Source organism: Streptomyces sp. NPDC001832, assembly GCF_040297265.1.
Taxonomy (GTDB): Bacteria; Actinomycetota; Actinomycetes; order Streptomycetales; family Streptomycetaceae; genus Streptomyces.
In genome coordinates, this window is record NZ_JBEOYU010000004.1 from 207,023 (window position 1) to 228,285 (window position 21,263).

Consider the following 21,263-nt stretch of genomic DNA (forward strand, 5'->3'; position numbering starts at 1 on the left):
ACACCCGCCAACCGCCGCCTCGCCCCCGTACGCTCGTACACATGACGACTGACGTACCTCTGCCCGCCCCCGGGCGGGAGATCCAGACGCTCGACGCACTCTCCGCCGAACAGGCCCAGGCGGTGTCCGATCTGCTCGCCGAGGCGGCCCGCTCCGACGGCAGGCAGGCCGTGTCCGAGCAGGGGCGGCTGCAGCTGCGGGGCGGGCGGCGCGAGGGGGTGCGGCATCTGCTGCTCACCAGCGGGTCGGTCCTGGTTGGCTATGCGCAGCTGGAGGACACCGACCCCGTCGAGGCACCGGCCGCCGAGCTGGTGGTGCATCCGGCGTACCGCGGGCAGGGGCACGGGCGGGCGCTGGGTGCGGCGCTGCTCGCCGCGACGGGGAAGCGGCTGCGGGTGTGGGCACATGGCGGGAAGTCCGCGGCCCGGCATCTCTCGCAGGTCCTCGGCCTCTCCCTCTTCCGCGAGCTGCGTCAACTGCGCCGCCCGTTGAGCCCGATGGACATCGCGGAGCCGGTGCTGCCGCCCGGCGTCACCATCCGCACCTTTGTGCCCGGCGAGGACGACGCCGCCTGGCTCGCGGTGAACCGTGCCGCCTTCGCCCATCACCCCGAACAGGGTTCGCTGACCCAGCGGGACCTGGATGACCGCAAGGCGGAGCCCTGGTTCGACCCGAAGGGGTTCTTCCTGGCCGAGCGTGAGGGCGAGCTCATCGGCTTTCACTGGACGAAGGTGCACGCCGATGAGCAACTCGGCGAGGTGTACGTCGTCGGTATCCGGCCCGACGCGCAGGGCGGCGGGCTCGGCAAGGCGCTTACCGCGATCGGACTGCGCCACCTGGCCGCCGAGGGGCTGCCGACCGCGATGCTCTACGTCGATGCGGACAACAAGGCGGCACTGACCCTCTACGAGCGGCTGGGCTTCGCGACGCACGAGATGGACCTGATGTACCGCACGGAGTCCTGAACAATTACAACTCCCCCGGGGGCGGTGTCGCTTGACGCCGCCCCTTCTCTAAGCCATGCTTCCACTACTTAATTAGTGAAAGGGGGTTGAACATGGCGGAGTCCGCGGCAGTCGAGTACCGGATCGACCGGCGCAGCGGTGTCGCCACGTACCTCCAGATCGTCCAGCAGACCAAACAGGCCCTCCGCCTCGGCCTGCTGGAGCCCGGCGACCGGCTGCCCACCGCACGCGAGGTCGTCGAGGCCACCGCCATCAACCCGAACACCGTGCTCAAGGCCTACCGGGAGCTGGAGCGCGAGGGCCTCGTCGAGGCCCGGCGCGGGCTCGGCACCTTCGTCACGCGGACCCTCGGCGGCGCTGCGGCCGCCGACGACGCGCCGTTGCGCGCCGAGCTCGCCGACTGGGCCCGCCGGGCCCGCGCGGCGGGACTGGAGAAGGACGACGTGAGCGCGCTCTTCACCGCCGTACTGGACAAGACTTTCGAGGGGGAGCAGACCGGATGACAGGCGCTGCGATCGAGGCCATCGGCCTCGGCATGAAGTACCGGAGCAGGGGCGGGGGCTGGGCGCTGCGCGACTGTTCGTTCCGGCTGCCCGCCGGGCGCGTGTGCGCTCTTGTCGGCCCCAACGGTGCGGGCAAGTCCACGCTGCTCGCCCTCGCGGCAGGCTTCCTGCAGCCGGCGGAGGGCACGATACGGGTGCTGGGCGGGACGCCCGGAAAGACACGGGCCCGGATGGCCTTCGTGGGCCAGGACAAGCCGCTGTACCCGCAATTGACCGTCGCCGAGACCCTCTGGGTGGGCAGCGAGCTGAACCCCGCCACCTGGGACCAGGACACCGCCGAGCGCATCGCCGGGGAGCTCCCGCGCGACGCTGCGGTCCGGGCCCTCTCCGGCGGCCAGCGCACCCGGCTCGCGCTGGCTCTCGCCCTCGGCAAGCGGCCCGAGCTGCTCCTGCTGGACGAGCCGATGGCCGACCTCGACCCGCTTGCCCGCCACCAGCTGATGGGCGCGCTGATGGCCGAGGCCGCCGAGCACTCCACCACCATTGTGATGTCCTCGCACATCCTCACCGAGCTGGAGGGCGCCTGCGACTACCTCCTGCTCGTCGACGGCGGCCGGGTCCGCCTCGGCGGCGAGACTGACGACCTGCTCACCGCACACGCCCTGCTCACCGGTCCGGTACGGGACACCGCGCCGCACACCGTCGTCGAGTCCCGCACGACAGGGCGTCTGCAGACGACGCTGGTGCGGAGGGAGGGCCCCGTGGACGCCACCGTATGGGAGGCCTCGGAGCTCTCGCTGGAGGAACTGCTGCTGGCGCATCTGCGGTCCCCACAGGCGCCTGCTCTGCTGACACCGAGCGCCGAGGCCGGCCGGGAGGTGGCTGCCGTATGAGCACGATCGCTCTGCGCGGACCGGCCCGCGTCGTCGTAACCCAGCACCGGCGGGCCCTGCAGGTCATGGCCGCACTCCCCGTCCTGGTCATCGCCGTCCTGGTCGGTGCCTGGCTGTGGACCGACCATGTCGCGGACGCCTTCGCCGCGACGGGCTGCTCGGTCGAGCACACCGTGGCCGGCTGCGGCGACACGGTGCGCGATTTCCTCGACCGCGAGCTGTGGATGGGGAAGGTCCTCAGCTGGTCCGGCCTGCTGATGCTGCTCCTCCCCGCGTTCACCGGGATCTTCGTGGCAGGCCCGGTGATCGCCCGTGAGCTGGAGAGCGGCACCTACCAGGTGGCGTGGTCCCAGTCCGTGACACCCGCCCGCTGGCTCGCCGCCAAGCTCGCCGTGCCTGCCGTCGTGACGCTGGTCTCCGTCTCCGTGCTTTCGGCCGCCTGCGCCTGGGCACGGGCCCGGGGAAACACGACGCACTACCCGCGCGAGTGGTACGACCGTCTGGTCTACGGCTCGATCGGCACCGTCCCCGTCGGCTACGCCCTGTGCATGCTGGCCCTCGGCGCACTCGCCGGGCTGCTGCTGCGGCGCACCGTCACCGCGATGGTCGTGACCGTGATCGGATACGGCGCGTTGGTGATGGCCCTGAACGCCGTGCGCAACGATCTGTGGCCCACGCTGACGGACACGTTCAAGGCTTTGGGGAACGACTACCGGTTCCCCAAAGGGGCCGTCGATATCAGACACGGCTGGGTGACCAGCAGCGGCGAACGGCTGCCCGAAAATGCATGCCTGAGCGGGCTCACCGACCTCAAGCAGTGCCTGACCGACAAGGACATCACCCACCGATACGTCGACTACCACCCCGCCTCGCACTTCTGGCCGCTCCAGCTCGTCGAGACCGGCATCCTGCTCGCCCTGGGCGCGCTGGCCGTCGCCCTGGCCTTCCGGGTGCTGCGCCGCCGCCACGGCTGAGAGGCTCTCCACGCCCCGTGACCGGGCCCTTCGAAAGCGCCCGGACACGGTTCATATGACCAATCCGCCCACGGCACACCGCTTCCTGCACGTCATGTCGCCGTTACCAGCCATTCAGACGGGCTTGCGACCCTCTCAGGATGCAGCCAGCTGTGCCGACCGCCCGCAACGGGAGAAATCCCGGTGGAAACCGCGCGAACCACACGAACCGTGAGTTTCCCGCGGTCTCCGCACCAGTCGGCGCGCCCTCGGGGCCCCCGGCGCGGAACAATAGGGCCATGAGCCAGCAGCCCAGCTCCGAGATCCCGGTCCAGCCCACGGTGCAGCCGTCGGTCGGCTCGCTCGCCGCGCACCGGCCGCACGCCGTCGCCTCGTCCGCGGCCAACAGCGCCGTGCTGTCGACCAGGGCCGACCTCGATCCCGACATCGACGGCGACGTCGACGCGTACGAACCCGATGTCGACGGCAGCGAACTCCCCCACGACCGGTTCCTGGACCGGGAACGCAGCTGGCTCGCGTTCAACGAACGGGTACTGGAACTGGCCGAGGACCCCTCGACGCCTCTCCTCGAACGAGCTAATTTCCTCGCCATCTTCGCCTCCAACCTGGACGAGTTCTTCATGGTCCGGGTGGCCGGACTGAAGCGACGTATCGCCACCGGAGTCGCCACCCGCTCCGCCTCCGGACTCCAGCCCCGCGAGGTCCTCGACCTGATCTGGACCCGCTCGCGCGAGCTCATGGCCCGGCACGCCGCCTGCTACCAGCAGGACGTCGCCCCCGCCCTGTCCGACGAGGGCATCCAGCTGATCCGCTGGCCCGAGCTGACCGAGAAGGAACAGGCCCGTCTGTTCACCTTCTTCCGGCAGCGCGTCTTCCCCGTGCTGACCCCGCTCGCCGTCGACCCGGCGCACCCCTTCCCGTACATCTCGGGTCTCTCGCTCAACCTCGCCGTCGTCGTACGCAACCCGGTCAGCGGCCACCGCCACTTCGCCCGGGTCAAGGTGCCGCAACTGCTGACCCGCTTCCTGGAGGCGTCGCCGCAGCGGTACGTGCCCATAGAGGATGTCATCGCCGCCCACCTCGAAGAGCTCTTCCCGGGTATGGAGGTCCTCGCCCACCACATGTTCCGGGTCACCAGGAACGAGGACCTGGAGGTTGAGGAGGACGACGCCGAGAACCTCCTCAAGGCTCTTGAGAAGGAGCTCATGCGGCGCCGCTTCGGCCCGCCGGTCCGCCTGGAGGTCGAGGAGTCCATCGACCCGTACGTGCTGGACCTGCTGGTACGCGAGCTGAAGGTGTCCGACGCCGAGGTCTACCCGCTGCCCGGCCCGCTCGACCTGACCGGGCTCTTCGGCATAGCGTCCCTGGACCGGCCGGAGCTGAAGTACTCCAAATTCATCGCGGGCACCCACCGCGATCTCGCCGAGGTCGAATCCGCCTCCGCGCCCGACATCTTCGCCGCCCTGCGCGAACGCGACGTGCTCCTGCACCACCCGTACGACTCGTTCTCCACCTCCGTCCAGGCGTTCTTGGAGCAGGCCGCCACCGACCCCGAAGTCCTGGCCATCAAGCAGACCCTGTACCGGACTTCGGGCGAATCCCCGATCGTGGAAGCCCTCATAGACGCTGCCGAATCCGGCAAGCAGGTCCTCGTACTCGTCGAGATCAAGGCCCGCTTCGACGAGCAGGCCAACATCAAGTGGGCCCGCAAGCTGGAGGAGTCCGGCTGCCATGTGGTCTACGGGCTCGTCGGCCTCAAGACGCACTGCAAGCTCTCGCTCGTCGTCCGCCAGGAGGGCGACACCCTGCGCCGCTACTCGCACGTCGGCACCGGCAACTACCACCCCAAGACCGCCCGGCTGTACGAGGATCTCGGCCTGCTGACCGCCGACCCGCAGGTCGGCGCGGACCTCTCCGACCTCTTCAACCGGCTCTCCGGCTACTCCCGCCGCGAGACCTACCGCCGCCTCCTGGTCGCTCCGAGGTCCCTGCGCGACGGGCTGATCTCCCGTATCGACAAGGAGATCACGCACCAGCGGGCCGGGCGGAGCGCCTACGTCCGCATCAAGGTCAACTCCATGGTCGACGAGGCGGTCATCGACGCCTGCTACCGGGCCGCGATGGCGGGCGTTCCGGTGGACATCTGGGTACGCGGCATCTGCGCGATCCGCCCCGGCGTCGCCGGCCTCTCCGAGAACATCCGGGTCCGCTCGATACTGGGCCGCTTCCTCGAACACTCCCGGATCTTCGTGTTCGGCAACGGCGGCGAACCCGAAGTATGGTTCGGCAGCGCCGACATGATGCACCGCAACCTCGACCGCCGGATCGAAGCACTGGTCCGGGTCACCGACCCCGCCCACCGCGCCGCGCTCAGCCGGCTCCTGGAGACCGGCATGGCCGACACCACCTCCTCCTGGCACCTCGGTTCCGACGGGAACTGGACCAGACACGCCACGGACGGGGATGGCCAACCGCTGCGGCACGTACAGGAAATGCTCATTGACGCCCGGAGGCGCCGGCGTGCGACGCCATGACCACCAGACGACGCAGGCGGACCTTACGGCAGGGGCGGTGCTCGCGCCCTACCTGCAGGAACAGGCCGCCGAATTCCTGCGCAGCCTGCGCCTGCACCGCGAGCACAGCACCCCCACGGACGCCGGAACCCACCACGCCGAGGAAGCCGCCAGTGCGCTGCGCCGCTCGTGCCGCCGGATCAGCGGCACGCTGCACACCTTCCGGGCGGCGCTGGACACGGCCTGGGCCGAGCAGCTCCGCACCGAACTGGCCTGGCTGTCGGGCACCCTGGCCCGGGAGCACGCCTACGCGACCCGGCTGTACCGGCTTCTCGAAGCGCTGCACGCCCTGTCCGGCACCTCGCTGCCCGCCGCTCGTACAAGATCCGGCTCCAATGCCGCCGGCGACAAGGAGCGCGCCGCCCTCGGCGTCGGCGCGGCCCGGGCCGGGGCGCTGCTCGAACGGCAGCTGACCCTCGCCCGGACCCGTGCCCATTCCGCGGCGCTCCAGGCGCTCGGCTCCTCCCGCTTCCACGCGGTGGCCGACGCCATCGCGCTGCTCGCCTCCGAGGTGCCGCTCGCCACGGCGGCCACGGCTCCGGCCGAGGAGATGCTGCACGGGCCCGCCGACCGGGCCGAACAGCAGCTGCTCGGTGCGGTGGCCGCGCTCCGCTCGGACGGAGCGGTCGAGCCGTACAACGAGGCAAAGGACGCCCCCTGGCACCGGACCCGGCTGCTGCTGCGCCTGCACCGGTACGCCCATGAGGTGGTACGGGGCGCCCCCGACCCGGTCCTGGCCGCGCCGGGGCACGCACTCGATCTGCACCGGGATGCGGCGGAGGCCGCCGCGGCAGCGGCATCGGCGGCCCGCACGCCCCGGATCGCACCCGCGACCGCGTACGCCCTGGGGGTGCTCCACGCCGATCAGCGGCACGAGGTGGAGGCGGCGCGCAGTGCGTTCCGGGAGAACTGGCCGTACGCGACCGCAGCGGTGATCGCACCGTGAGCGGGCCTGTGCTCGCCGCGGGGTGCGTGCTGTGGCGCCGGTCGGAGCGCTCCGGCGAGCTGGAGATCTGCCTGGTCCACAGGCCCCGCTACGACGACTGGTCCCATCCGAAGGGCAAGCTGAAGCGCGGCGAGCCCGCACTGGACGGCGCCCGGCGCGAGGTCCTGGAGGAGACGGGCCACCACTGCACGCCGGGTGCCGTGCTGCCCACGATCCGGTACGTCGCGAACGGGCGTCCCAAGGAAGTCGCCTACTGGGCGGCCGAGGCGACCGGCGGCGCCTTCGTACCGAACGCAGAGGTCGACCGGGTGAGCTGGCTCTCCCCGACGGCGGCCCGGACCCGCCTCACCCAGCCCCACGACCGGGATGTGCTGGACGCCCTGCTCGCCGACCTGCCGAGCACCTGACCATGCTCCAGTACCGCGCCGTTCGACACGGTTCACCTCCCGTTCACTCTCCCCCGTAAACCACTTCACCTGTTCTGCCTAACTTCGGCAGCACACAGTGCGCGGCGTAACGCCGCAGCACCCACCACATCGCACGCCGTCATAGAACGAACACAGCCTCGGCGGCTCCTGGAAGGAACACCCGAAAGTGAAGCTTCAGCGCAAGAACCGGCTTCGTGCCACCGCGCTCGGTGCCCTCGCCGTCTCCGGCGCCCTGGTCCTCACGGCGTGCGGTTCGGACAACAACAGCGGCGACCAGGCCTCCGGCGGCAACGGCGGCAAGACGAGCGCCTCGTCGAACATCAAGTGCGACGACGCCAAGGGCCAGCTGCTCGCCTCCGGCTCCAGCGCGCAGAAGAACGCCATGGACCTCTGGGTCAAGGACTACATGGCCGCCTGTTCGGGCGTCGAGGTCAACTACAAGTCCTCCTCCTCCGGCGAAGGCATCACCGCGTTCAACCAGGGCACGGTCGGCTTCGCCGGTTCCGACTCGGCGCTGAAGCCCGAAGAGGTCGCCGAGTCGAAGAAGATCTGCAAGGGCGGCCAGGGCATCAACCTCCCGATGGTCGGCGGCCCGATCGCCATCGGCTACCACCTGGAAGGTGTCGACAACCTCACGCTCGACGCCCCCACCCTCGCCAAGATCTTCAACGGCAAGATCAAGAAGTGGAACGACCCGGCGATCGCCGAGCTCAACAGCGGCACGAAGCTCCCGGACAAGGCCATCCAGGCCTTCCACCGCTCCGAGGACTCCGGCACCACCCAGAACCTCGGCAAGTACCTGGGCGCCGCGGCCCCGAACGACTGGAAGTACGAGGCCGAGAAGAAGTGGCCGGCCCCCGGTGGCCAGGCCGCGTCCGGCTCCGCCGGTGTCGCCTCCCAGGTGAAGCAGGTCGACGGCTCGATCGGCTACTTCGAGCTCAGCTACGCCTCCTCGCAGTCGATCTCCACCGTCGACATCGACACCGGTGGCTCCGCCCCGGTCGAGGCCACCCCGGAAAACGCCTCCAAGGCCATCGCGGCCGCCAAGATCAAGGGCACCGGCAAGGACCTGGCGCTCGACCTCGACTACACCACCAAGGCCGAAGGCGCCTACCCGATCGTCCTGGTGACGTACGAGGTCGTCTGCGACAAGGGCAACAAGGCCGAGACCCTGCCCACGGTCAAGTCGTTCCTGAACTACACCGCCAGTGACGAGGGCCAGAAGCTCCTCACCGAAGCCGGTTACGCGCCGATCCCGACCGAGATCAACGCCAAGGTCCGCGAGACCATCGACTCCCTGTCGTAACCGAGGCAAGCGAGCCGAGGCACGCAGCCGAGGCACGCTAGCGCCTCCAGTAGCACGGTCAGCGACATCAGCGACACCCGGCGGGCCGGTCCGGTGCACCCCTCCGGACCGGCCCGCCACCACCCATCCGGTGCACCGCCGCCAGGGGAGCCCACCGCTCCCCCACACAGACCGGAAAGACCATGGCTTCCACCACACCAATAGACCCGCCGCCGGCATCGCCGATGGCGCGCAAGCGCACCAGGCCCAAGACCGGGCGCCTGGGCGACAAGATCTTCCTGGGCCTCTCAAGGGGCTCGGGCATTCTGCTGCTCGTGATCATGGCGTCGATCGCCGTGTTCCTCACCTACCGCTCGGTGCTCGCCGTATCCGAGAACGAAGGCAACTTCTTCACCACCTTCGACTGGAACCCGGCCGGCGACCCGCCGGTCTTCGGCATCGCGGTCCTCCTCTACGGCACGATCGTCAGCTCGGTCATCGCGATGGTCCTGGCCGTCCCGGTCGCTGTCGGCATCGCCCTGTTCATCTCGCACTACGCGCCGCGCAAGCTGGCCACGCCCCTCGCGTACGTCGTCGATCTGCTCGCCGCCGTACCGAGCATCGTGTACGGCCTCTGGGGCGCTCTCTTCCTGGTCCCGTACCTGGAGGGCCTGAACCTCTGGCTCGACCAGTTCTTCAGCTGGACGTACATCTTCGACAAGACCGAGGTCGGCGTCGCCCGCTCGCTCTTCACCGTCGGCATCCTGCTCGCGATCATGATCCTGCCGATCGTGACCAGTGTCAGCCGCGAAGTCTTCCTCCAGGTCCCGAAGATGAACGAGGAAGCCGCCCTCGCCCTCGGCGCCACCCGCTGGGAAGTCATCCGTCTCTCGGTGCTCCCCTTCGGCCGCTCCGGTGTGATCTCCGCCTCGATGCTGGGCCTGGGCCGTGCGCTCGGCGAGACGATGGCCGTCGCCACGGTCCTGTCGCCGAGCTTCGTCATCTCCGGGCATCTGCTCGATCCGGGTGGCGGAACGTTCGCCCAGAACATCGCCGCGAAGTTCGACGAAGCCGACGAGTTCGGGCGCGACGCCCTGATCGCCTCCGGCCTCGTGCTCTTCGTCCTCACCCTGCTGGTCAATGGCGCGGCCAGGCTGATCATCGCCCGCCGCAAGGAATACTCGGGGGCCAACGCATGAGCCAGGCAGCCAACACCGGCATAGAGAAACGCCCCACCCCGACGGCGTCCAAGATCAGCCTCAACAGCCGGGCCCTGCCCCGCTGGGCCCCCCTCGCCTTCGCGGCCGTCGCGATCGCGCTGGGCGTGGGTATCGGCGTGGCGGCGGGCTGGCGCAGCCACACCCAGTGGGGACTCTTCTCCGCCCTGCTCTTCGTCGTCATCTCGTACGTCACGACGACGGTCGTCGAGAACCAGCGTCAGGCCAAGGACCGCCTCGTCACCAGCATCGTCTGGGTGTGCTTCCTCCTCGCCGTCGTCCCGCTGTTCTCGCTGATGTGGACCACGGTCAGCCAGGGCATCAAGGTCCTCGACGGTTACTTCCTGACCCACTCCATGGCCGGTGTCCCCGGCATCGAGCCGGGCGGCGGCGTCTACCACGCGCTGATCGGCACCCTGGAGCAGGTCGGCCTCGCCACCCTGATATCCGTCCCGATCGGCCTGCTGACCGCCGTCTATCTGGTGGAGTACGGCAAGGGCGCACTTGCCAAGGCCGTCACTTTCTTCGTCGATGTGATGACGGGTATCCCGTCCATCGTCGCCGGTCTCTTCATCCTGTCGATCATGCTGATGATGAATCTCCAGCCGTCCGGGCTGATGGGTTCGCTGGCCCTGTCGATCCTGATGATGCCGGTCGTGGTCCGCTCCACCGAGGAGATGCTCAAGCTCGTCCCGAACGAGCTCCGCGAGGCATCGCTCGCCCTCGGCATCCCGAAGTGGCGCACCATCCTGAAGGTGGTCATCCCCACCGCGATCGGCGGCATCACCACCGGTGTGATGCTCGCGATCGCCCGGATCGCCGGTGAGACCGCGCCGGTCATGCTGCTGGTCTTCGGCAGCCAGCTGATCAACCCCAACCCCTTCCAAGGTGCACAGTCCTCGCTCCCGTTCTACATCTGGGAGCAGTACAAGATCGGCAGCGAGGCGTCGTACGACCGTGCCTGGGCCGCCGCTCTGGTCCTGATCGCCTTCGTCATGATCCTCAACCTGGTGGCCCGCGGCATCGCCCGCTGGAAGGCCCCGAAGACCGGCCGCTGACCGCGGCACGAAAGAAGCGGTGATTCAGATGGCCAAGCGCATCGACGTCAGCGGCCTGTCCGCCTACTACGGCTCCCACCTCGCCATCGAGGACATCTCGATGACCGTGGAGCCCCGCTCCGTGACCGCCTTCATCGGCCCGTCCGGTTGCGGCAAGTCCACTTTCCTGCGCACCCTGAACAGGATGCACGAGGTCACTCCCGGCGGCCGCGTCGAGGGCAAGGTGCTGCTGGACGACGAGGATCTGTACGGGGCGAACGTCGACCCGGTCACCGTGCGCCGCACGGTCGGCATGGTCTTCCAGCGTCCGAACCCCTTCCCGACCATGTCGATCTTCGACAATGTCGCGGCGGGCCTCAAGCTGAACGGCTCGTACAAGAAGAATCAGCTGTCGGACATCGTCGAGAAGTCCCTCCGCGGCGCCAACCTCTGGAACGAGGTGAAGGACCGGCTGAACAAGCCCGGCTCCGGGCTCTCCGGCGGCCAGCAGCAGCGCCTGTGCATAGCCCGCGCGATCGCGGTCGAGCCGGATGTGCTGCTGATGGACGAGCCCTGCTCCGCCCTGGACCCGATCTCCACCCTCGCCATCGAGGACCTGATCGGCGAGCTGAAGGAGCGCTTCACGATCGTCATCGTGACGCACAACATGCAGCAGGCGGCCCGTGTCTCGGACCGCACGGCGTTCTTCAACCTCGCGGCGGTCGGCAAGCCCGGCAAGCTCGTGGAGATCGACGAGACGGAACGCATCTTCTCCAACCCGTCCGTCCAGGCAACCGAGGACTACATCTCGGGCCGCTTCGGATAGTCACCCGGCAACGGGGCCGACGTGGGCCGGGGGCGTGGGTGGTTACGCCCGGTGGTGGGTTTCCACCGGCGAACCGCCTCGCCCCCGATGAACCGGCCTCGTCCCCAGACGGCCTTGAGGTGCTGCATGGCGGTGCCACCACAAGGCGAAGGGGCCGCCCCCGCTCCCCGCAGAGGGAGTGGGGGCGGCCCCATTTCCGTACAACCCACACGCCGGGCGAAAGGACAAGCGGCCACCGGACGACCCCGGCAACCCCCGCGCCCCGTCACCCGAACAGCAGAGCCACAACCCCGTAACTCGCGGCAGCTACCAGCCCCGCCGCCGGCATCGTGATGAACCACCCCAGGATGATGTTCTTGGCAACACCCCACCGCACCGCGTTCACCCGCTTCGTGGCGCCCGCACCCATGATCGCCGAGGTGATCACATGTGTCGTGGAGATCGGCGCGTGAAACAGGAACGCCGAGCCGAACATGATCGCCGCGCCCGTCGTCTCCGCCGCGAACCCCTGCGGCGGGTCCAGCTCGATGATCTTCCGGCCGAGCGTCCGCATGATGCGCCAGCCACCCGCGTACGTACCCAGCGAGAGCATCAGCGCGCAGACGACCTTCACCCAGACTGGAATCGGCTCGCTCGGGCTCTCGACATCGGCGATGACCAGGGCCATCACGACGACACCCATCGTCTTCTGCGCGTCCTGCAGACCATGGCCGAGCGCCATTCCCGCGGCCGAGACCGTCTGGGCGATCCGGAAGCCGCGCTTGGCCTTGTGCGGGTTGGTCTTCCGGAATATCCACATGATCGTGACCATGACCAGATAGCCGACGACCAGACCGATGATCGGCGAGAGGAACATCGGGATGACGACCTTGTCGAGCACCCCGTCCCAGTGCACCAGCGTGCCGCCGGCGAGCGCCGCACCGACCATGCCGCCGAACAGCGCGTGCGAGGACGACGACGGCAGCCCGAAGTACCAGGTGACAAGGTTCCAGATGATCGCACCGACGAGCGCGGCGAAGAGGATTCCCATCCCCTTGTTCCCCTCGGGGGTCGCGATCAGACCCTCACTGACGGTCTTGGCCACACCGCTGCCGAGGAATGCACCGGCAAGGTTCATCACCGCGGCCATCGCCAGTGCCGCACGTGGCGTGAGTGCCCGGGTGGAGACGGACGTGGCGATGGCATTCGCCGAGTCGTGGAAGCCGTTCGTATACGTGAAGCCAAGCGCGACACCGATGGTCACGATCAGCGCAAAGGTGTCCACGTTGGTTCAGGACTCCTTGACCGCGATGGTCTCCACCGTGTTGGCGACATGCTCGAACGCGTCGGCCGCCTCTTCCAGTACGTCCACGATCTGCTTGAGCTTCAGCACCTCTATGGCGTCGTACTTGCCATTGAAGAGATGAGCGAGCAGTTTGCGGTGGATCTGGTCGGCCTGGTTCTCCAGACGGTTGACCTCGATCCAGTACTCGGTGAGGTTGTCCATCGTCCGCAGACCCGGCATCGCCTCGGCGGTCAGCTCGGCCGCCCGGGCCAGCACCTCGATCTGCTGCGCCACCCCCTTGGGGAGTTCCTCGACCTGATACAGCACGACCAGGTCGACGGCCTCCTCCATGAAGTCCATGATGTCGTCGAGCGACGAAGCGAGGTTGTAAATGTCCTCGCGGTCGAACGGCGTAATGAAAGAGGAGTTCAGCTGGTGGAAGATCGCATGGGTGGCATCGTCCCCCGCGTGCTCCGCTGCCCGCATGCGCTCCGCGATCTCGACTCGGGAGGCAGAGTCCGCCCCGAGCAGTTCCATCAGGAGTTTCGAGCCCGTGACGATGTTGTCCGCGGAGGCGGAAAACATGTCATAGAAGCTCGTCTCCCTGGGGGTCAGACGAAAGCGCACGTGGGGTCCTCGGGTGCTTTGGATTCGGTCAGGCTGATGCTAGGCGCATCATCCGGCCACGCAAACCGGCATTCTTCAGTGTCGCGCATCGCGCAGAGTGACGAGCACGGGCCCCCGGTCACGGTTCGGCAGAATTCGTTAGAATATACCCGCCGGGGGTATGCAACGGCGGGAAAGAGAGAAAACGGGAGGCAGCAATGACCACCACCGAGGCCGCCGGGACCACCGCCGCCACGGAGACGGAACCGGTCGTCACCGACCACGACCGGGGTATACACGGCTATCACCACCAGAAGGCCGAGCACCTCAAGCGGCTGCGCCGGATCGAGGGCCAGATCCGCGGTCTGCAGCGTATGGTCGACGAGGACGTCTACTGCATCGACATACTCACCCAGGTCTCGGCGTCCACGAAGGCTCTCCAGTCCTTCGCGCTCCAGCTGCTGGAGGAACACCTGCGGCACTGCGTCGCCGACGCGGCGGTCAAGGGAGGCGAGGAGATCGACGCGAAGGTCGAGGAGGCCACGAAGGCCATCGCCCGCCTGCTCCGTACCTGATACGGAAGGTGCCTGGTGCGGCCGGGATGCCTGGTGCGGGGCGGGATGCCTGGTGCGGCCGGGATGCCTGGTGCGGCCGGGATGCCTGGTGCGGGGCGGGGCCCCGCCTCACCCTCGGTGGTCGGTCTGCCGGGGGACGGTGGTTCGTTCGGCGATCACCCGGACGTTCAGCACCTCGTCGATACGGTCCGCACTGAGCCGTTCCCCGATCGCGGCCGACGCTGCGATCATCAGCTCACCGCAGAGCTCGATCTCGGCGAGGGCCACATGGTCGGATACGGTTCGCGTGCCGAGCGTCACCACGTCACTCACCTTTCACTGCCGTCGCCGACTTCCTAGCGTAGGGAGCGGACCACACGCCGCGCATGGCACGGACGGACCATCTCGCGCCCGTCGGCATGCCTACGCCCCCACCTTCTTCCGTACCCCCGCCCGTGCGGCGCCCGGCTGTCCCTGTTGGATCTTCCCGGTGTAGATATCGCGATCGTCCGGCAGCCGTACGGAGACCGGCACCCCGAATCCGCACAGCAGCGTCGTCGACACCACCTCCACCGCCAGCCCCTCATTGGCGAAGCTGAACCGGTGGCGCACCTTGCGCAGCCGCCCCTGTTCGTCCAGATACGCGTCGAACGGCACCGTGTCCGTGCGGAACCCTTTCGCCGCCGCGGCCAGCGCCCCGCGCGATTTCGGCGAGGCCTCGCGCGCCGCCCGACCGATGTCCGAGGTCCCCCGGTAGTGCCGCACGGTCACCCCGGCGAGCTCGGCCCTTCCTACGTACGTCACCTGCCGTGCCCCGCGCAGCAGTTCGGCGGCGGCCATCGGATCGGTCACTCCGCCGGTGACCAGATTGCCGTCCTCCAGGGCCGTCGTGTCGATCCTGACCCACTTGTCCGCGGGCACTCCGGCGCCGCGGTTCATCATGTAGAGCGCGCCGGGGGTCAGCAGTTCGGTGATGGGACGGTGCCCGTCCTCGCCGGCGGCGTCCTTGGGCAGCACGACCTCGAGCCGGCCCACCTGGCTGCGGAAGTCGTACGTTCCCCGGCCCCTGATCGTCACCCGTGTCCCGCCCGCCGCGGTCTCCATCGAGGTACGCACCTCGGCGCTTCCGGCAACGGACCGGTCTCCGGCACCGGGGGTGGCCGCCCCGGTCACCGTCCACGCCCCGGTCCCGCTCGTCGTCCCCGCGAGCACCGCGGCCGCGCGGTGGACCACGTCGAGGGAGTCGGCCCCGCCCCGTTCATCGGCCATGGCTCGGCCGCCGCCACCGCCGCCCGAGCATCCGGCGGTCGCCGCCATCGCGCCCACCACGGCAAGTGCGCAGACAGCGCGCACCCCGACTCCGGACCTGTGCTGCTGCACCACCATCGCCTGCCATCCCCCAACGACGTACCGCCGGCCCGAGCCCCCCATCCGTTCCGCATAACGACAGCCCGTGTCCCCCGTAACGACCTCGCCCACGATTGGCAGTGGGAGAAGGAGGCGGAGGCACCAGGCGCTGCGAGGCCGCTGCCAATCGTGGGTGAGGTCGTAACGCCGCTCGCGGTACGCCACACCGTCGAGTGGCCCTGCCCAGTACCGTGGCCGGGTGTACGTGCAACGCACCGAAGAGGTCCCGCAGACTCCTGCCACCCCCGTGTCCTCCGGGCACGAGGCCATGACCGTGGAACGCGGCTCGTTCTGCACCGCCCGCTGCAGCTGCGGCTGGTCCGGGCCGGCCCGCCGCTCCCGGGACCGGGCCCGCACGGACGCCGAGGAACACAGCGCGGCGCCCTGATCCAGATCACAACCCCGGACAGGCCCTTACGACCTCGGGGGAAATAGTGAGCCGCTCCTTGATCCACTCCCTATTTCCCCGAGGTCGTCAGGCGGCCAGGTCCTTCTCTCCGTCCCTGCCGTCCGTCCCCGGCCGCGGCTCGGGAATCCCGCACGCTCCGGACCGCCCGTCGTCCGTTGCCGACGGCACCGGCCGGCGCGACCGTACGAGCCACCCGAGCCGGTTCGAACGGGAGACGGCCGCCACCAACGGCGTCAGCAGCATCATCGCAAGCGGGGCGAGCAGCAGAGCGACCGCTGTGCCGAGCGCGAATCCGCCGACGACGTCGGTCGGGTAGTGCACACCCATATAGATACGGCAGAAGCCTTCCAGCAGGGCGAGCGCGATCGCGGCGATGCCGAACTTCCGGTTGACCATGAAGAGCCCGACGGCCAGAGCCATCGCCATCGTGGCGTGGTCGCTCACGAAGGAGAAGTCGTCCTTGCCGTCCACCAGGACATCCAGCCCCTGGTGGTCCCGGAACGGGCGTGGCCGCTCCACGAAGCCGCGGATCGGGATGTTGATGAGCAAAGCGATGCCGGCGGCGAGCGGCGCCCAGACGATCCCGGCAACCGCCGTCACCGAATCTTCGGCCGTGCCGCGCCGACGCATGCTCCACCAGCACCACAGGACCACCAGGACCATGCCGAGCATGATCCCGTACTCGCCGACGAACTCCATGACCCGGTCGAACCAGGTGGGAGCGGACTTCGCGAGTCCATTGATGTCGTAGAGCAGGCTGACGTCGGGGTTCGACCCATCCAGTGCGAGTCCAGCCATCTGCTGCGGCCCCTTGCCCTTGTCTGCTGCCGCGGTCCACACCCATGTGCACCGCTTTGACGAACCCCCGTGTCGGTTCGATCACTGCATGGATCGGTACTGCATGGCTGTTCTGCCCCTGAGGGGCTTACGGCCTCACCCACGGCCTTGGATCCGAAGGCCCCAGACACCGCGCCTTCTCCCACTGCCAATCGTGGGTGAGGTCGTCGCCGCACGGTCAGTGCGCCACCGTCCAGCCCACCCAGGGAACGACGTGCCCTGGGTGTACGTTCCACTCTCCACCGAATGATCACCATGACGTTATCGAAGAGTGACTCATCGTCGCAGCTCAGGGCCCAGGCTTCACGGAGAGTTCTGGACACCGCCACCCCTGCACGTCACGCCGCCGGACGGTCGCCCGGAAGGTCGGTCGGAAGAGCCGCGGCCCCGTCCTTGGTCACGCGCGTCGCGCCGAAGTAATCGGGTGTGTCGATCTTGTCGAACCGGATCACGGCCCCGGTGTACGGGGCGTTGATCATGTACCCGCCCCCGACGTACAGCCCCACATGGTGAATGGCCCGCGAGTTGCTCAGATCATCCGAAAAGAACACCAGGTCACCGGGGAGCAACTCGTCACGCGAGGGGTGCGGCCCGGCATTGTACTGGTCGTTCGCAACCCGGGGCAGTTCGATGTCCACGGTGCGGTACGCGGCCTGGGTCAGCCCCGAACAGTCGAACCGCCCGCCCTGCTCGGGCGTGCCGTTGCCGCCCCACAGGTACTTCGTACCGAGCTTCTTCTGCGCGAAGTAGATGGCCCCGGCTGCCTGCTGCGAGGGCTGCACCCGGCCGACCGGCCGGGCGAAGCTCTTCTCCAGGGACCGGATGATTTTGACGTAATTCTGCGTCTCGGCGATGTCCGGAACCCCACCCGAGCGGATCACCCGGTACGCACCGGCGTTGTACGCGGCCAGCATGTTGTCCGTCTGGTCCCCCGGCACCTTCTTCACGTACCCGGCCAGTTCGCAGTCGTACGACGCGGCGGACGGAATCGCGTCGGCCGGATCCCATACGTCCCGGTCCCCGTCGTTGTCTCCGTCGATCCCGTGTCCGGCCCAGGTGCCCGGGATGAACTGGGCGATGCCCTGAGCGGCGGCAGGACTCTCGGCCCGCGGGTTCCACCCGCTCTCCTGGTACAGCTGGGCGGCCAGGAGAGCCGGGTTGATGGCAGGGCAGAGGTTGCCCCACTTCTGCACCAGCGACTGATACTTCGCGGGCACGGCCCCCTTCGCCAGCCCGACGGCTCCGCCGCTGCCGGAACCGACGAGTCCGGCCGCGGCGGAATACGTACCGACGACGAGCAACGCCACGAAGCCCATGGCCATGCCGACACCGATGCCACCAACCACCCAGAATTTCCGCACCCCTCAACCATCCCCCATCGGAGCCGAGTTCATGAGCGGTTTCGCGGGTGTGTACGAATCATCCGATTCATCAGGGTCGTTGACCAGCCACTTTGGCGCATTGACCAACCATCAGGATGCTCCGGCCGACCAGTAGTCGGAGTGTACGTTGGGGCGCGGGAGGGGGTAGACCCCTTCGTAGGCCGGGCCGTTCGGCTTGGAGGTGGGGTCGGCGACCTTCGACTCCTTCACGCAGGGGCTGTCCGCCTCGAAGAACGCCTGCCCCTTGCCGCGGAAGCTCACGCTGATGCCGAAGCCGGCCTTCGTCTGTGCGTAGACCGCCGGGAACTCCTTGTCGTTGTTCTTCGCCTTGATGCGGTAATCGCTCTTGCGCCAGAACGTCTCGACCTGGTCCAGGAAGCTCTGCCGGCGCTCCGGCGACACGATGGTCATCACGGTGCGCCTGCGCGTCACATCGCAACTGCCCGTCGTCGTCGGGCCGTGCGCCCACTGCACCTCGGGGTCGATCTCCTTCAGTACGGCGTCGAGCATGCCGTCGGACCGTTCGGCGGCCTCCTGCATGTTCATGCCGCTCTCCTCGGTGCTCTTGCTGCTCTCGCTGCTCTTGGTGGTCCTGACGCTCTCGCTGCCGCTCGATTGCCCGCTGTCGTTGCCGCAGCCGGACAGTGCGAAGCCGAAAGCCAGGGCCACCGCAACGATCTGGAACCTTCGCTTCATCGCTGTGCCTCCATCTTGAGCCTGTCGGCGTGTCCCGACACGATCAGAGCGATGCTGTCCGCCGACATAGCGTCTCGTACCGGATCGAAGTAGTTGGAGTGCGCGTCGAAGCTCACACCGCCGGTGCTGATCACGGGCTGGCCAGGAGCCACCGGGAACCGTCTGGCCCCGAAGGCCTTGCTTGCCGGGTCCTTGCCGAACCAGAGGTCGTCGTCGCCCGGGTCGGCCAGGTCCCCGGCGAAGTATGCACCGGCGGGGCCTCCCAGGATCATCCCCACCATGCCCACGGCGGCCTGTGTCTTGGACGGAAGCTTGGTCACCGCGTCATTGTCCGCGGCACCGACGAAGACATGCCCGCTGCCGACACCGAGGTCCACGGCACGGTCCACGCCCACCCCGGGACTACCGACCAGGATGATGTCGTCCACTCCCGGAATACCACCCACGCGCTGCGTGGCAGAGCCCACGGTGCGTGAACCATAGGAGTGCCCGATGGCCGTGATGTGCGGGTCCTTGTTCTGGTTGGTGGCCGCGATGCCGCCCATGAAGTCGCTGTAGGCCGCGCCGCCCTTGTCCGCCCGGCTGGTACCCGCGACCGCGAGGCTGTGCAGCCCGTCCGGCGTCTGCGGTGCGTCGTATCCGAGCCAGACGATCGACGCGGTGGACGGGTCGTAGCCCTGGGCGCCGATGGCCGTGTCACGGGCCCGCTTGAGGTCGTTCTTCGCGAATTGCTCGTCGAGGGACGTGTTCAGCCCCGGCACATAGGCCGACACGTTCTTCGAGGTGTCGGGGTTGCCGTAGGAGACGATGGCCCGCCCGTTGCCCTCGTCGCTGATGCCGATCAGGTACATCGGCGGCTTGCTCCCCTCCTTCAGCTGCCGGTCGATCTCCTTCAGCCCCGCCAGCTGGTCCTTCGATTTGGAGTCGGTCTTCCTCTCCAGCTTCGAGATCAGCTTGGGGAGGTTCTTCCGGTTGGCCGCGTCCCTGTCCGCCACGGGAATGCCGTCCAGATTGCCGATCTGGTCCGGCAAGAGCTCCAGGTACTGATCGCGCTGCTGCTGCGTCAGCCCCTTCCACCAGTCCCTGCGTTGGGCCGCGGTCGCATTGCGCGGGATCCGGTCGTTGAGATAGCGGCGCTCCGCGTCCCGTACCGCTGCCTCTACCCGCGAACCGGAGCCGGGCAGCCCGGCGACCGCGCCGCCGCCCCCGCCGGAGGCCTTGGTCATGTCCCAGGCGGCGGCTACGTAGTGGCCCTTGTTCCACTTGTCGCCGGCGCCGCGTGCGGCCTGGGCGTACTGGTCGGCGATGCCCTTGGCGGTGTCGACGGGGTGGGAGATCGTGTCAACGACACCGCTGACGTCGCCCCACAGGCCGTCGTCGCCGACGACGCCGGTGAGGAAATTGCCGTCCGAGGGGCGGGAGGAGTTCGGGTTCGAGTTTTGTCTACCCGCGTCGACCTGCGTAGAAGAACCGCCGTTGGCCGAGCCATCGGAACCGCCGGAAGTGCCGGAGGTGCCGGAGCCGCCGGAGGAGTTGGAGCCGCTGGTGCCGTCTGTGCCACCGGACCCGCCGGAGCCGCCGGAGCCGCCGGACGAGGCGGAGCCACCGGAATCCGAGCCGCCGGATGCGGTGGACCCTCCGGATGTGTCCGAGCCGCCGGATGTGTCCGAGCCACCCGACCCCGTGCCCCCGGTCACGGTCGAGCCCTCGGATCCCGCACCGCCGGCGGATTCGGATCCGCCCCCGGTCGAGGTACCGCCGCCGTTGCCATTGCCGGCGACCACGTCGACATCGGGTGGCGGGCAGGCGCTTCCGGTCAGTTGGCAGATCGCGTTCCGGATCTCCCCGGTCAACTGCCCGCCGATTCCCGTCGCTACGAGCCCGCCGATGAGAGCCACGACCACAAGGATCATGCCCAGGTACTCCATCGCGGTCTGACCGGCGTCCCGACGCCACTTGATCATCCGCGCGATGCTGAACGGCCGGTACTCTGCGCGCTGTTCGGGGCTGAGCCCGAACCACTCGCGAGAGCTGTGCCGGAACAGCAGAACGACGACGACAACCGGCATCACCAGTTGCGCCACACCCTGTCCGCCGGTGCTCTCCCCCAGGGTCGCCAGGGCGCCGAAGGTGAGCCAGACATGTACGGCGAGAAGCCCGCGCCAGATCCAGACGCCGCCCGTCCGCATGTACAGCGACAGTACGAATCCGGTGACACCGGGCAGTGCGGCGTACAGCACCATGCCCAGAAGGTGCCCATCCACCGCATCGACGGACGAGGCCACGACCAGCGCGTCGATCACGCCCAAGACAGTGACCGCGAAGAGCAACCGGACGAGAATCAGCACCGCTTGCAGAGGGCGAGACAACGACTGTCCAACTGGACGGGCCTCGGCAGCGTTTATGTCGGCGCCACCCGAAACCGCTAATTCTCGTATGCCAGACACGACGAGTCTCCCAG

The 21,263-nt window shown here is 68.5% G+C and carries 21 protein-coding genes; 13 read left to right on the forward strand and 8 right to left on the reverse strand.

What is annotated here, in order from left to right:
* Positions 1–41 precede the first annotated feature (41 nt).
* From mshD to pstB, 11 genes are all read left to right on the forward strand, one after another.
* Positions 42–965 (forward strand): mycothiol synthase, encoded by a 924-nt coding sequence (mshD, locus tag ABT115_RS05825; RefSeq protein WP_351784436.1) that lies wholly within the window; start codon positions 42–44, stop codon positions 963–965.
* Positions 966–1,057: 92 nt separating this feature from the next.
* Complete coding sequence (locus tag ABT115_RS05830) at positions 1,058–1,468, forward strand: GntR family transcriptional regulator (RefSeq protein ID WP_351784438.1); 411 nt, start codon at positions 1,058–1,060, stop codon at positions 1,466–1,468.
* Positions 1,465–2,361, forward strand: coding sequence for an ABC transporter ATP-binding protein (locus tag ABT115_RS05835; protein WP_351784440.1), 897 nt, complete (start codon positions 1,465–1,467; stop codon positions 2,359–2,361). The genes ABT115_RS05830 and ABT115_RS05835 overlap by 4 nt, the downstream gene beginning before the upstream one ends.
* Positions 2,358–3,335, forward strand: coding sequence for an ABC-2 membrane transporter-related protein (locus ABT115_RS05840; RefSeq protein WP_351784442.1), 978 nt, complete (start codon positions 2,358–2,360; stop codon positions 3,333–3,335). The genes ABT115_RS05835 and ABT115_RS05840 overlap by 4 nt, the downstream gene beginning before the upstream one ends.
* 278 nt (positions 3,336–3,613) lie before the next feature.
* Positions 3,614–5,869 (forward strand): RNA degradosome polyphosphate kinase, encoded by a 2,256-nt coding sequence (locus ABT115_RS05845; protein WP_351784444.1) that lies wholly within the window; start codon positions 3,614–3,616, stop codon positions 5,867–5,869.
* Positions 5,856–6,854, forward strand: a complete 999-nt coding sequence (locus ABT115_RS05850) for a CHAD domain-containing protein (protein WP_351784446.1) — start codon at positions 5,856–5,858, stop codon at positions 6,852–6,854. Before ABT115_RS05845 ends, ABT115_RS05850 begins: the two co-directional genes overlap by 14 nt.
* Positions 6,851–7,261 carry an NUDIX hydrolase gene (locus tag ABT115_RS05855; RefSeq protein WP_351784448.1) on the forward strand — a complete coding sequence of 137 codons (411 nt, stop codon included), beginning with the start codon at positions 6,851–6,853 and terminating at the stop codon, positions 7,259–7,261. The genes ABT115_RS05850 and ABT115_RS05855 overlap by 4 nt, the downstream gene beginning before the upstream one ends.
* A gap of 187 nt (positions 7,262–7,448) precedes the next feature.
* The gene (pstS, locus tag ABT115_RS05860; protein WP_351784450.1) at positions 7,449–8,588 is read left to right on the forward strand and encodes a phosphate ABC transporter substrate-binding protein PstS; all 1,140 of its coding nucleotides are present in this window, start codon (positions 7,449–7,451) and stop codon (positions 8,586–8,588) included.
* A 182-nt stretch (positions 8,589–8,770) separates the two neighbouring features.
* Complete coding sequence (gene pstC / locus ABT115_RS05865; protein WP_351784452.1) at positions 8,771–9,766, forward strand: phosphate ABC transporter permease subunit PstC; 996 nt, start codon at positions 8,771–8,773, stop codon at positions 9,764–9,766.
* Entirely contained in the window at positions 9,763–10,842 is a 1,080-nt protein-coding gene (gene pstA / locus ABT115_RS05870) for a phosphate ABC transporter permease PstA (RefSeq protein WP_351784454.1), read from the forward strand. Before pstC ends, pstA begins: the two co-directional genes overlap by 4 nt.
* Positions 10,843–10,870: 28 nt before the next feature.
* On the forward strand, positions 10,871–11,647 hold the full coding sequence (gene pstB / locus ABT115_RS05875; RefSeq protein WP_351784456.1) for a phosphate ABC transporter ATP-binding protein PstB: 777 nt from the start codon (positions 10,871–10,873) through the stop codon (positions 11,645–11,647).
* A 265-nt stretch (positions 11,648–11,912) separates the two neighbouring features.
* Here pstB and ABT115_RS05880 read toward each other — a convergent pair whose 3' ends face one another.
* Positions 11,913–12,911 carry an inorganic phosphate transporter gene (locus tag ABT115_RS05880; protein ID WP_351784458.1) on the reverse strand — a complete coding sequence of 333 codons (999 nt, stop codon included), beginning with the start codon at positions 12,909–12,911 and terminating at the stop codon, positions 11,913–11,915.
* 6 nt (positions 12,912–12,917) lie between these two features.
* Entirely contained in the window at positions 12,918–13,538 is a 621-nt protein-coding gene (locus tag ABT115_RS05885; RefSeq protein WP_093899728.1) for a DUF47 domain-containing protein, read from the reverse strand.
* Positions 13,539–13,735: 197 nt separating this feature from the next.
* Between ABT115_RS05885 and ABT115_RS05890 the strand changes: the two genes are divergently transcribed.
* A complete protein-coding gene (locus tag ABT115_RS05890) occupies positions 13,736–14,092 on the forward strand; it encodes a metal-sensitive transcriptional regulator (protein WP_351784460.1) in 357 nt (118 codons plus the stop codon).
* Between the two features lie 108 nt (positions 14,093–14,200).
* On the opposite strand, the gene ABT115_RS05895 is transcribed toward ABT115_RS05890, so the two are convergent.
* Positions 14,201–14,395, reverse strand: coding sequence for a hypothetical protein (locus tag ABT115_RS05895; RefSeq protein ID WP_351784461.1), 195 nt, complete (start codon positions 14,393–14,395; stop codon positions 14,201–14,203).
* 99 nt (positions 14,396–14,494) lie between these two features.
* A complete protein-coding gene (locus ABT115_RS05900) occupies positions 14,495–15,457 on the reverse strand; it encodes an SCO4651 family lipoprotein (RefSeq protein WP_351784463.1) in 963 nt (320 codons plus the stop codon).
* Positions 15,458–15,677: 220 nt separating this feature from the next.
* On the opposite strand from ABT115_RS05900, the gene ABT115_RS05905 reads away from it, so the two are divergent.
* The gene (locus ABT115_RS05905; protein WP_351784514.1) at positions 15,678–15,866 is read left to right on the forward strand and encodes a hypothetical protein; all 189 of its coding nucleotides are present in this window, start codon (positions 15,678–15,680) and stop codon (positions 15,864–15,866) included.
* An 87-nt stretch (positions 15,867–15,953) separates the two neighbouring features.
* On the opposite strand, the gene ABT115_RS05910 is transcribed toward ABT115_RS05905, so the two are convergent.
* The 4 genes from ABT115_RS05910 to ABT115_RS05925 all read right to left on the reverse strand — a co-directional run bounded on the left by ABT115_RS05910 (position 15,954) and on the right by ABT115_RS05925 (position 21,150).
* Positions 15,954–16,685 (reverse strand): phosphatase PAP2 family protein, encoded by a 732-nt coding sequence (locus ABT115_RS05910; RefSeq protein WP_351784465.1) that lies wholly within the window; start codon positions 16,683–16,685, stop codon positions 15,954–15,956.
* A gap of 377 nt (positions 16,686–17,062) precedes the next feature.
* Positions 17,063–18,085 carry a bifunctional lytic transglycosylase/C40 family peptidase gene (locus ABT115_RS05915; protein WP_351784467.1) on the reverse strand — a complete coding sequence of 341 codons (1,023 nt, stop codon included), beginning with the start codon at positions 18,083–18,085 and terminating at the stop codon, positions 17,063–17,065.
* A gap of 111 nt (positions 18,086–18,196) precedes the next feature.
* Positions 18,197–18,802: a hypothetical protein gene (locus ABT115_RS05920; protein WP_351784469.1), complete on the reverse strand. Its 606-nt coding sequence runs from the start codon at positions 18,800–18,802 to the stop codon at positions 18,197–18,199.
* Positions 18,799–21,150, reverse strand: a complete 2,352-nt coding sequence (locus ABT115_RS05925) for an alpha/beta hydrolase (protein WP_351784471.1) — start codon at positions 21,148–21,150, stop codon at positions 18,799–18,801. Before ABT115_RS05925 ends, ABT115_RS05920 begins: the two co-directional genes overlap by 4 nt.
* Positions 21,151–21,263: the final 113 nt, after the last annotated feature.

Bases quoted from the DNA above. Each gene is read 5' to 3' on its own strand.
- ABT115_RS05910 (WP_351784465.1), bottom strand. From the start codon at position 16,685: ATGGCTGGACTCGCACTGGATGGGTCGAACCCCGACGTCAGCCTGCTC.
- ABT115_RS05840 (WP_351784442.1), top strand. From the start codon at position 2,358: ATGAGCACGATCGCTCTGCGCGGACCGGCCCGCGTCGTCGTAACCCAG.
- ABT115_RS05920 (WP_351784469.1), bottom strand. From the start codon at position 18,802: ATGAAGCGAAGGTTCCAGATCGTTGCGGTGGCCCTGGCTTTCGGCTTC.
- ABT115_RS05835 (WP_351784440.1), top strand. From the start codon at position 1,465: ATGACAGGCGCTGCGATCGAGGCCATCGGCCTCGGCATGAAGTACCGG.
- ABT115_RS05890 (WP_351784460.1), top strand. From the start codon at position 13,736: ATGACCACCACCGAGGCCGCCGGGACCACCGCCGCCACGGAGACGGAA.
- mshD (WP_351784436.1), top strand. From the start codon at position 42: ATGACGACTGACGTACCTCTGCCCGCCCCCGGGCGGGAGATCCAGACG.
- ABT115_RS05900 (WP_351784463.1), bottom strand. From the start codon at position 15,457: ATGGTGGTGCAGCAGCACAGGTCCGGAGTCGGGGTGCGCGCTGTCTGC.
- pstA (WP_351784454.1), top strand. From the start codon at position 9,763: ATGAGCCAGGCAGCCAACACCGGCATAGAGAAACGCCCCACCCCGACG.
- pstC (WP_351784452.1), top strand. From the start codon at position 8,771: ATGGCTTCCACCACACCAATAGACCCGCCGCCGGCATCGCCGATGGCG.
- pstB (WP_351784456.1), top strand. From the start codon at position 10,871: ATGGCCAAGCGCATCGACGTCAGCGGCCTGTCCGCCTACTACGGCTCC.
- ABT115_RS05830 (WP_351784438.1), top strand. From the start codon at position 1,058: ATGGCGGAGTCCGCGGCAGTCGAGTACCGGATCGACCGGCGCAGCGGT.
- ABT115_RS05845 (WP_351784444.1), top strand. From the start codon at position 3,614: ATGAGCCAGCAGCCCAGCTCCGAGATCCCGGTCCAGCCCACGGTGCAG.